Source organism: Jiangella rhizosphaerae (genome assembly GCF_003579925.1).
Lineage (GTDB): Bacteria > Actinomycetota > Actinomycetes > Jiangellales > Jiangellaceae > Jiangella > Jiangella rhizosphaerae.
In genome coordinates this window covers 1-10,275 of the sequence record NZ_QUAL01000387.1, presented here as the reverse complement: position 1 = coordinate 10,275, position 10,275 = coordinate 1, and the positions used below count along the sequence as shown (strand labels likewise).

Below are 10,275 nucleotides of genomic sequence, written 5' to 3'. Positions count from 1 at the left end.
GTCGCGGGCCGCGACCAGCTGGTCGACCTCGGCCTTCGCCGCCGCCGCGGCGTCGCTGGCGGCCTGCGCCGCCGCCCGGGCCGCCTCGGCCTCCCGCTCACGCTGCTCGGTGGCCTGCAGCGTCGCGGCGGCCTCCTGACGCGCCACCTCGGCCGCGGCCTCCAGGTCCTCGAGCACGACCCGCTCGTTGGCCAGCTCGGCGCGGTCGTCCTTGAGGGCGGACATGATGCTGTTCTCGGCGGTCAGCACCGACGTCGACGCCGCCGCGCGCGCGGCAAGCTCGTCCATGGTGTCGGCCTGCATGAGAATGGTGAGGCTGGCGAGGTCGGCGCCGACGCCGCGGGTGTACGCCTCGACGGCGACCTGGCTGATCGACGCGCGCTTCCCGTCGATCCGCTCGGTGACGTCGTCGATCTTGGCGATCTGGTCGGCGACCTTCCGCTCGGCCTCGGCGAGCTTCTGCGCGGCCGCCTCGTCCGCCGCCCGCGCCGCGGCGACCTCGCCGCGCGCCACCTCGAGCTCGTGCTCCGCCGCGGCCAGCCCCTGCTGGGCGGTCGCCAGGGTCGCCTCCGCCGCCGGCAGCCGCGCCATCGCCGCCTGATACGCCGCCGTGGCGTCGGCAAGCGCCTGCGTGGAGTGGGCGAGCTCGTCCTGGGCGTGCTCGAGGCTGTTCTGGGCGTCCTTCAGACGCTCCTCGGCGTCGGACGTGGCCCACGCCTGACTCAGGCCGGTACAGAGGACGCCGACGGTGACGACGATCACCGTCAGCCGTCGTGCCCACGACGTCTCTGTTGTCACAGCCTTCACAGCGGCCTCCCTCGCACCACTCGTGCACGACCGTAACACCATTCACTCTGGCCGCGAAGGAGCCCGGGATAACTACATCGCTGTCATTTCCGCAGGCGAGCGCACAAGAAGGGCAAGTGGCACGAATCGCCGAGAGCATCGGAGGTGGCTGGGCGGCGTGCAGGCGCCCATGATCATCAACCTTTTGTGTCGTCGGCGCAGCACAAAAGGTTGATGATCATGGGATCGCCGGCTAGACGCGCAGGTAGCGGCGCAGCGTGATGAAGGACGCCAGCATCGAGAAGAGCACGCCGGCCACCAGCAGCCACGGGGTCGCCGCCCAGACGTCGGCGCTGTCGACCCACGACGTGAACTGGAGGTTGGGCGCGATGAACCGGCCGACGATGAGCTCCACGCCCGCGAACAGGGCGATGACGCCGAGGACCGAGCCGAGCAGGCCGGCGATGGCCGCCTCGAGGATGAACGGCAGCTGGATGTAGAAGTTCGACGCACCGACCAGGCGCATGATGCCGGTCTCGCGACGTCGGTTGAACGCGGCCAGCCGGATGGTGTTACCGATCAGCAGGACGGCCGCGACGATCTGGATGACGGTGATGGCGAACGCGACCAGCTGGAAGCCGTCGAGCGTCCGGAACAGCGGTTCGAGCAGCTGCCGCTGGTCGGTGACCTCCTGCACGCCCGGCAGGCCGGACACCGCCGAGACGACGCCGTCGTACTCCTCGGGGTCCTGCAGGGCGACCCGGAAGGACTCGGGGAGCTGGTCGGGCGTGATGATGCCGCCGATGTCGGAGTCGTCGAACTGCTCGCTGAACCGCTCGAACGCCTGCTCCTGGTTCTCGTAGAAGACCTCGTCGACCTCGGGGTGCGACTCGAGCGTCTGACGGATGACGTCGCGCTGCGCGTCGGTGACGGCGCCGTCGGCGCAGCCGGCGCCCGTCGAGTACTCGTTGCACATGAACACCGAGATCTCGATGCGGTCGTACCAGTAGCCCTTCGTGGTGTCGGCCTGTGACCGGATCAACAGCCCGGCGCCGAGCATCGCGATGGAGATGGCGACCACGATGACCAGCGCGATGGTCATCGTGAGGTTGCGGCGCAGGCCGGTCGTGATCTCGGACAGGACGTACTGGAAGCGCATGGTTTCTTCCGGGTCGGCGGGTCGGGACGAAGGGCGGCGTCAGCGGGTGTAGCCGTAGACGCCGCGCGACTGGTCGCGGACCAGCTTGCCGTGCTCGAGCTCGATGACGCGCTTGCGCATCTGGTCGACGATCGACTGGTCGTGGGTGGCCATGACCACCGTGGTGCCGGTGCGGTTGATGCGGTCGAGCAGCTTCATGATGCCGACGCTGGTGCCGGGGTCGAGGTTACCGGTGGGCTCGTCGGCCAGCAGGATCAGCGGCCGGTTGACGAAGGCCCGCGCGACCGCGACCCGCTGCTGCTCACCACCGGAGAGCTGGTCGGGCAGGCGGTCCTCCTTGCCGTCGAGCCCGACGAGCTCGAGGACGGCGGGGACGTCGCGGTTGATCTGGCGCCGCGGCTTGCCGATGACCTGCAGCGCGAAGGCGATGTTCTCGAACACCGTCTTGTTCGGCAGCAGCCGGAAGTCCTGGAACACGGTGCCGATGCGGCGGCGCAGGTGGGGGACCTTCCAGTTCGACAGCCGGTGGAGGTCCTTGCCGGCGACGCGGATGCGGCCCGCCGTCGGCTTCTCCTCGCGCAGCGTCAGCCGCAGGAAGGTCGACTTGCCCGAGCCGGACGGCCCGACGAGGAAGACGAACTCGCCCTTCTCGATCTCGAGGGACAGGCTGTCCAGCGCTGCCTGGTTCTGCGTCGGATACAGCTTGCTGACGTTGTCGAAAAGGATCACGATGCCTCGCCGATGTGGATGTCAGACGCTCCCGCGATGGCACTGACCGCCTGAAGCTCGTCTGTGAGTGTACGTCCGGAAGTGACCGCACGCTGGGAGAACCAACGCGGCGTGGCGCCACGAAGGTTCCCGTAGGGCAGCAGGAGACTCACTGCGCCTCGGCCTGCTCCTGCTGCTTGCGCCAGCGGATGCCGGCCTCGAGGAAGTCGTCGATCTGGCCGTCGAACACCGCCTGCGGGTTGCCGACCTCGTGCTCGGTGCGCAGGTCCTTCACCATCTGGTACGGGTGCAGGACGTACGAGCGCATCTGGTCGCCCCACGACGCCTTGACGTCGCCGGCCAGCTCCTTCTTCTGCGCCTGCTCCTCTTCGCGGCGCAGCAGCAGCAGCCGGGACTGCAGGACGCGCATGGCGGCGGCGCGGTTCTGGATCTGCGACTTCTCGTTCTGCATCGACACGACGAGGCCGGTCGGCAGGTGGGTGATGCGGACGGCGGAGTCGGTGGTGTTGACGCTCTGCCCGCCCGGGCCGGACGACCGGAACACGTCGATGCGGATGTCGGTCTCGGGGATGTCGATGTGGTCGGTGGTCTCGATCAGCGGAATCACCTCGACCGCCGCGAACGACGTCTGCCGGCGGCCCTGGTTGTCGAACGGCGAGATGCGCACCAGGCGGTGCGTGCCCGCCTCGACGGACAGCGTCCCGTACGCGAACGGCGCCTTGACCTCGAACGTCGCCGACTTCAGGCCGGCCTCCTCGGCGTAGGAGGTGTCGAGGACCTCGGTCTTGTAGCCGTGCCGCTCGGCCCAGCGCAGGTACATGCGCAGCAGCATCTCGGCGAAGTCCGCGGCGTCGACGCCGCCGGCGCCGGCCCGGATGGTGACGACCGCCTCGCGCTCGTCGTACTCGCCGGACAGCAGCGTGCGGATCTCGAGGTCGGAGATCACCTTGCGGAGGTCGTCGATCTCGCGCTCGACCTCGGCCATCGCGTCGGCGTCGCCCTCGTCGCGGCCCAGCTCGACCATGACCGGGAGGTCCTCGATGCGCTGGCGCAGCTCGGTGACCTTGCGCAGCTCGGCCTGCAGGTACGACAGCTGGCTGGTGACCTGCTGCGCCTGCTCGACGTCGTCCCACAGGTCCGGAGCGGCCGCATGCGCCTCGAGGTCGGTGATGCGCTCGCGCATCTTCTCCGGCTCGAGGACGTTCTCGATGCTGGCCAGGGTCTGCGAGAGTTCCGCGATCTCGGCGTCTACGTCACGTGCTGCCACGTCGCACTAGGGTACGCGCTGCTGCTGAGATTCCTGGCACGACGACGGCGGGCCCCGGCCCCGGCCCGGGTGGCCCGGCGGCCGATGACCTTGCGGCGCACGATGTCGCACAGCGTTCCATGTCGCCCGACGTCCGCGGTTCCGCGCCGGGCGAGGCGTTCACCAGGCGGGCCCACCTCTCGACGCGCACTTGACGGCCTCAGGAGGCGACACTAGGTTTCGCTCATGGAACGGCATGCCACGCGTGGGGACGGCGGACGGGCGATCGCCGTCTGGGCGGCCGCCTCGCCGTTCCTCCCCGCCGCACTGGAGACCCTCGACCGCGCCGGGGTGCCGTACGTCCTGCTGCCGGACCAGCCGGACGCGGCCGGTCTCGCCCGGGCGGCCGGCGCCGAAGCGCTGATCGTCGGCGGCGCGGAGGTCTCGCGCAGGCTGCTGTCGGCGCTGCCCCGCCTCCGCCTGGTCGTGCGCGCCGGCGTCGGCACCGACCGGATCGACCTGGACGCGGCGACCGGCCTCGGCGTCGCGGTCACCAACGTCCCCGACTACGCGACCGACGAGGTGGCCGACCACGCCGTCCTGCTGATGCTCGCGGCGGTCCGCCGGCTCGCGCACTTCCAGGCGTCCACGCGCACCGACTGGGTCCGCGTCGACCGCCCGCCCGTCATGCGCCTGCGCGGCCGCCGCCTCGGAATCGTCGGCCTGGGCCGCATCGGCACGGCGACGGCCGAGCGCGCGCGGGCGCTGGGGATGACCGTCGCCGCCCACGACCCGTTCATCGCCCGCGAGTCCTTCGACCGCGCGGGCGTCCTGCCCGTCTCGCTCGACGAACTGCTGGCCACCAGCGACGTCATCAGCCTGCACGCGCCGCTGACCGCGGACACCCACCACCTGCTCGACCGCGCCGCGTTCGCGCGGATGCGCCGCGCACCGGTCGTCGTGAACACCGCTCGCGGCGGCCTCGTCGACACCGCCGCGCTCACCGAGGCGCTCGACGCCGGCACCGTCCGGGCGGCCGGCCTGGACGTCCTCGAGCACGAGCACGACGTCGCCCGGCACGCCGCCCTGCTCGACCGGGACGACGTCGTCGTCACGCCGCACGTCGCCTGGTACTCGCAGGGCTCGGAGGAGCAGCTCGGCACGTCGGCGGCCCGCATCGCGCTCGACTTCGTCCAGCGCGGCGTCCGCCCGCCCGTCCTGAACCCCGCCACGCGCACCGAACCGACCAGCGAGGTGACATCGTGACCCAGACCTCCGAGGCGCTGCCCGCGTTCCCGATGACGCGGCCGACGCCGTTCGACCCGCCCGAGGGATACGCCGCCGTCCGCGACGCCGGCGGCCTGGCGCGGGTGCGGCTGTGGGACGGCCGGACGGCGTGGCTGGTCACCGGCTACGACGAGGTGCGGTCGCTGCTGTCCGATCCGCGGATCAGCGCCGACCGCGGCCATCCGGGCTTCCCGTTCCCGACCGCCGGCCGCGAGGCGCTGGAGCGGTCCGGCCGCACCTTCGTCACGATGGACCCGCCCGAGCACGGCCGGCTGCGCCGGGTGTTCACCAAGTACTTCGCGATCAAGCGCATCGAGGCCCTCCGACCGATGGTTCAGCGCATCGTCGACGAGCTCGTCGACGACATCATGGCCACGCCGCCGCCCGTCGACCTCGTCCCGGCGCTGGCACTGGAGGTCCCGGCCCGCACGATCTGCCGGGTGCTGGGGATGCCGTTCGAGGACCGGCATCGCTTCCAGGCGCTCGACCACCGCCGCAACACGTTGACGACGTCACCCGAGGACGTCCTGCGGGCGACCGAGGAGATGCTCGCCTACGCCGACGCGCTGATCACCCGCAAGCAGCGCGAGCCCGCCGACGACCTCGTCAGCGAGCTCGTCGCCGACCAGCTCGGCGGCGACACCGTCAGCCGCGAGGAGCTGGTCGCGGCCGTCCGGCTGCTCATCACGGCCGGCCACGAGACGACGGCCAACATGATCGCGATGAGCATCGCCACCCTGCTGCGCCACCCGGAGCAGCTGCGCGAGCTGCGGGCCGACCCGTCGCTGGTGCCCAACGCCGTCGAGGAGCTGCTGCGCTACATCAGCATCTTCCACATCTCGCCGACGCGCGTGGCGACGGAGCGGATCGAGATCGGCGGTCACGTCATCGAGGCCGGTGACGGCGTCATCACCGCGGTCGCGGGGGCGAACCGCGACGACGCCGCGTTCGCCGACGCCGCCCGGTTCGACCTGCATCGCGAGGCGCGGCACCACGTCGCCTTCGGCTACGGCGTGCACCAGTGCCTCGGCCAGCCGCTGGCCCGGGTCGAGCTCCAGACCGTCATCGAGACGATCTTCCGGCGCATCCCCTCGCTGCGCCTGGCCACGGATCCCGAGTCGCTGTCGGTCAAGGAGTACGCGTTCCTGAGCCTCACCGCCCTGCCGGTGACCTGGGAGGAGCAGTCGTGAAGATCACCGTCGAGATCGACCGCTGCGTCGGCGGCGGGCAGTGCGTCATGGCCGCCCCCGACGTCTTCGACCAGGACGACGACGGGCTCGCCGTCCTGCTCGACCCCGATCCCCCGGCCGGCCTGGCCGACGACGTCCAGCTCGCCGCCCGCCTCTGCCCGGCGCGCGCGATCGTGGTGGAGGCGTGACGCCACCACCGCGGCGCATCGTCGTCGTCGGCGCGTCGGCGGCCGGGCTGACGGCTGCGGAGTCGCTGCGCGCCGACGGTTTCGACGGCGACGTCACCGTCATCGGCGCCGAACCCCACGCCGGCTACGACCGGCCGCCGCTGTCGAAACAGCTGCTCTCCGGCGCGTGGGAGGCGCAGCGGCTCGAGCTGCTGCCCCACCACCGCTACGACGAGCTGGGGATCGACTGCCGCCTCGGCACCGCGGCCACGGCCCTCGACGTGGCCGGCCGCACGGTGCGCGTCGACGGCGCCGACCTGGGCTACGACCGGCTGCTGATCGCCACCGGCGTGCGCCCGCGCACCTGGCCGGGGACGGAAGGGCTGCGCGGCGTCCACGTCCTGCGCACCGTCGACGACGCGGTCGCCTTCAGGGAGGCGGCGCTGAGCGCGCGGCGCGTGGTGGTCATCGGCGCCGGCTTCCTGGGAGCGGAGGCGGCCGCGACGCTGCGGGGCCTGGGCGTTCCCGTCACGCTCGTCGATCCGGCGCCGGCGCCGATGCAGCGCCAGGTCGGGCCGGACGTCGCGCGGCTGCTCGCCGGGCTGCACGCCGAGCACGACGTCGACCTGCGCCTGGGTGCCACGGTGCGGGCCGTCGAGGACGACGGCGACCACGTGACCGGCGTACGCCTCGGCGACGGCACGGCGCTGCGCACCACCTGCGTGCTGGTGGCGATCGGCGCCACACCGGCCACCGCCTGGCTCGACGGCAGCGGGCTCGATCTGACCGACGGCGTCGGCTGCGACGCGCAGTGCCGGGCCGCTCCGGACGTGTTCGCCGCCGGCGACGTCGCCCGGTGGTTCCATCGCGGCTACGGCACCAGCGTGCGGGTCGAGCACCGGACCAACGCCACCGAGCAGGCCATGGCGGCGGCGCGCGCCATGCTCGGCGCGGGCGGGCCCTACGAACCGGTGCCGTACGTCTGGAGCGACCAGTACGACACCAAGATCCAGGCCTACGGCCGGACCGCCGGCGCCGACCGGTTCGCGGTGATCAGCGGGTCGCCGGACGACCGGCGGTTCGTCGCGGTCTACGGGCGGGGCGAGCGGGTCGTCGGCGTGCTGGGCTGGCGATCGCCTCGCGAGCTGCTGCGCGCCCGGGCGCTGGTCGCCGCCGGCGTCGCCTGGCGCGACGCGGTTGCGGCCTGACCGTCACCCCGCGGGGCGGGAGGACGGCTCGGGCAGGCCGGCGACCTTGGCCACCAGGCGGATGCTGGACTCGAAGACCGCGTCGCGCAGTTCACCGGGCAGCCAGTCGAGGTGGCCGTAGGCCTCGAGGCTGGCGAAGCCGTGCATGCTCGCCCAGCAGTGCAGCATCGCCTGGAACGTCTCCGGCGGCACCGGCGGGCCATCGATGGGCAGCTCCTTCGGCTCGTGGTGCTCCGCGAGCAGCCGCGCGACGGTGCCGTCGTCGTCGGGGAGCATGGGGCGGCGCAGGACGCCGGCCTGGGCCGCCTCGTAGAACAGGGCCTTGAGCTGGGCCATCGCGCGTCGCGCGGCCTCCGTCGTCGGGCCCTCCTCGGGGGCGTGGTAGCCGGGGACGGGGAGGCCGAGGATCAGCGCGAAGCGCTGCGGCTCGTCGCGCGCCCAGCGGCGGTACGACTGCGCGACGGCGGCGAAGCGGGCGCCGGGATCGTCGACGGGCACCTGGTCGCGGGCCTCGGCGACGGCCTGGCCGAGGTCGTCGTAGGCGTCGACGATGAGCGCGGTGAGCAGCTCGTCGCGGTCGGCGAAGTAGCGGTACAGCGCCGGCGCGGTCATGCCCATGAGGCGCGCGATGTCGGAGAACCGGAAGTCGGTGGTGCCCTGCTCGCGCATCAGGCCCATCGCGGTCTGCTTGATCTCCTCGATGGTCGCCGCGCGAGCGCGTTCTCGCCGGGACGGCGGCCGCTCCGGCTGGTCGCCGGTCTCGGTGATCTGGCCCACCACTGTGCCCACCTCCTCGTGTTCGTCCTGATGGCGGCAATGCGTGAAGCATCGTCACAGACGTGAACCCTCTTGACAAGTTTACCCGCCTCGTGTTTGTTATGACTAGTAACGGTCATAACGCTACGTCACGTAACGCATTCGAGGGGCAGGACGATGAGCAAGTCGACCACCACCGACGACGAGCGGCCCGCCGCCGCTCCCCCACGACCTGGCGTGCTGGGCCGGCTGGCCGGCGTCTCCTACCGCCGCCGCGGCCGCGTGATCGCCGCCTGGGTGCTGGCCGTCGCGGCCGCGTTCGGGCTGTCCGCGGCGTTCGCGGGCGACTTCACCGCGGACTACTCCGCGCCGGGCTCCGACTCGCGGCAGGCGCAGGACCTGCTGGAGGAGCGCTTCCCGGCGCAGTCCGGCGACACCATCGACGTCGTCGTGCGGGCCGAGGGCGGCGTGGCCGATCCGCAGGTCCAGGCCGACGTGGCCGCGCTGCTCGACGAGCTGCGCGCCCAGCCGCACGTCGTCGCCGTCGACGACCCCTACACGACGCCGGGCGGCATCAGCCAGGACGGCGACATCCTCGTCGCGACCGTCAACCTCGACGTCGTCCTGCCCGACGACATGCCGGTCGAGGAGACCGAGGAGCTGATGGCGCTGGCCGACGCCGCCGAGCGGCCCGGCCTGGAGATCGCCCTCGGCGGGCAGACCGTCGCGCTGGCCGAACAGGGCGAGATCGGCTCCGAGGCGATCGGCATGGCGGCCGCCGCGGTGATCCTGCTGATCACGTTCGGGACGGTGGTCGCCGCCGGGCTCCCGCTCGTCGTCGCGGCCGGCGGGCTGGCGCTGAGCGGCCTGCTCACCGGGCTGGTCGCCGCGGTGGTCGACGTCCCCGACTGGTCGACGGCGCTGGCGACGATGATGGGCATCGCGCTGGGCATCGACTACGTCCTGCTCATGGTCACGCGGTTCCGCGAGTGGCGGGCCGCCGGCCTCGACCCCGAGCGGGCCACCGTCGCCACCCTGGACACCGCCGGCCGCGCCGTCATGGTCGCCGGCAGCACCGTCATGGTGAGCATGCTCGGCCTGTTCGCGATGGGCCTGTCGTTCATGCAGGGCGCGGCCCTGGTGACGATCGTGGCCGTCCTCGTCGTCATGGCGGCGGCCGCGACGCTGTTCCCCGCGCTGCTGGGCTTCTTCGGCCGCTGGGTCGACCGGCTGCGACTGCCGCTGGGCCGCCGGCGGACGGCGCCGGCGCAGCTCGCCGCGGGCGGGCACGTCGAGCCGTCGCGGACCTGGCTGCGCTGGGGCCGGCTGGTCGACCGGCACAGCATCGTCGCGACGGTGGTCGGCGTCGGCCTGCTGCTGGCGCTGGCGGCGCCGTTCCTCGGCGTCCGGTTCGGCTTCCCCGACGCGGGCAACAACCAGGAGGACCGCTCGTCGAGGCAGGCCTACGACCTGCTGTCCGAGGGCTTCGGCGCCGGCGCCAACGGGCCGCTACTGCTCGTGGCGGACCTGGAGTCGCCGGGCGACGCCGACGCGCTGCCGGCGCTGGGCGAGGCCGTCGCCGCCACGCCGGGCGTCGCCGCCGTCATGCCCGCGGCCGTCAACGAGGCCGGCGACGCCGCCCTGTTCACCGTCCTCCCCACGACCGGCCCGCAGGACGCCGCGACGGAGGACCTCGTCCACACCCTGCGCGACGACGTCCTCCCGGGCGCGGGCGTCGAGGTGCACG

The 10,275-nt window shown here is 72.5% G+C and carries 9 protein-coding genes and 1 pseudogene; 5 read left to right on the top strand and 5 right to left on the bottom strand.

Going from position 1 to position 10,275, the window contains the following annotated elements; genetic code table 11:
* From DY240_RS26325 to prfB, 4 genes and pseudogenes are all read right to left on the bottom strand, one after another.
* Positions 1-807: pseudogene (locus DY240_RS26325) on the bottom strand (hypothetical protein); the annotation flags it as partial.
* 232 nt (positions 808-1,039) lie between these two features.
* Positions 1,040-1,945 (bottom strand): permease-like cell division protein FtsX, encoded by a 906-nt coding sequence (ftsX, locus tag DY240_RS26320; RefSeq protein WP_119662641.1) that lies wholly within the window; start codon positions 1,943-1,945, stop codon positions 1,040-1,042.
* A 39-nt stretch (positions 1,946-1,984) separates the two neighbouring features.
* Positions 1,985-2,674, bottom strand: a complete 690-nt coding sequence (gene ftsE / locus DY240_RS26315; protein ID WP_119662640.1) for a cell division ATP-binding protein FtsE — start codon at positions 2,672-2,674, stop codon at positions 1,985-1,987.
* Positions 2,675-2,822: 148 nt separating this feature from the next.
* Positions 2,823-3,941, bottom strand: coding sequence for a peptide chain release factor 2 (prfB, locus tag DY240_RS26310; RefSeq protein WP_119662639.1), 1,119 nt, complete (start codon positions 3,939-3,941; stop codon positions 2,823-2,825).
* 225 nt (positions 3,942-4,166) lie between these two features.
* On the opposite strand from prfB, the gene DY240_RS26305 reads away from it, so the two are divergent.
* The 4 genes from DY240_RS26305 to DY240_RS26290 are packed head-to-tail and all read left to right on the top strand — an operon-like array spanning position 4,167 to position 7,772.
* Complete coding sequence (locus tag DY240_RS26305) at positions 4,167-5,186, top strand: C-terminal binding protein (RefSeq protein WP_119662638.1); 1,020 nt, start codon at positions 4,167-4,169, stop codon at positions 5,184-5,186.
* A complete protein-coding gene (locus DY240_RS26300) occupies positions 5,183-6,397 on the top strand; it encodes a cytochrome P450 (protein ID WP_199702492.1) in 1,215 nt (404 codons plus the stop codon). The genes DY240_RS26305 and DY240_RS26300 overlap by 4 nt, the downstream gene beginning before the upstream one ends.
* A complete protein-coding gene (locus tag DY240_RS26295) occupies positions 6,394-6,585 on the top strand; it encodes a ferredoxin (protein WP_119662637.1) in 192 nt (63 codons plus the stop codon). The genes DY240_RS26300 and DY240_RS26295 overlap by 4 nt, the downstream gene beginning before the upstream one ends.
* On the top strand, positions 6,582-7,772 hold the full coding sequence (locus DY240_RS26290; protein WP_199702488.1) for an NAD(P)/FAD-dependent oxidoreductase: 1,191 nt from the start codon (positions 6,582-6,584) through the stop codon (positions 7,770-7,772). The genes DY240_RS26295 and DY240_RS26290 overlap by 4 nt, the downstream gene beginning before the upstream one ends.
* 3 nt (positions 7,773-7,775) lie before the next feature.
* On the opposite strand, the gene DY240_RS26285 is transcribed toward DY240_RS26290, so the two are convergent.
* Positions 7,776-8,552 (bottom strand): TetR/AcrR family transcriptional regulator, encoded by a 777-nt coding sequence (locus DY240_RS26285; protein WP_147375537.1) that lies wholly within the window; start codon positions 8,550-8,552, stop codon positions 7,776-7,778.
* Positions 8,553-8,705: 153 nt separating this feature from the next.
* Between DY240_RS26285 and DY240_RS26280 the strand changes: the two genes are divergently transcribed.
* Positions 8,706-10,275: MMPL family transporter (locus DY240_RS26280; protein WP_119662635.1), on the top strand; the 1,570-nt coding region annotated here is incomplete at its 3' end.

What these genes read in the sequence shown, in the direction of transcription:
- ftsX (WP_119662641.1), bottom strand. Translation starts at nt 1,945, where the DNA reads ATGCGCTTCCAGTACGTCCTGTCCGAGATCACGACCGGCCTGCGCCGC.
- DY240_RS26305 (WP_119662638.1), top strand. Translation starts at nt 4,167, where the DNA reads ATGGAACGGCATGCCACGCGTGGGGACGGCGGACGGGCGATCGCCGTC.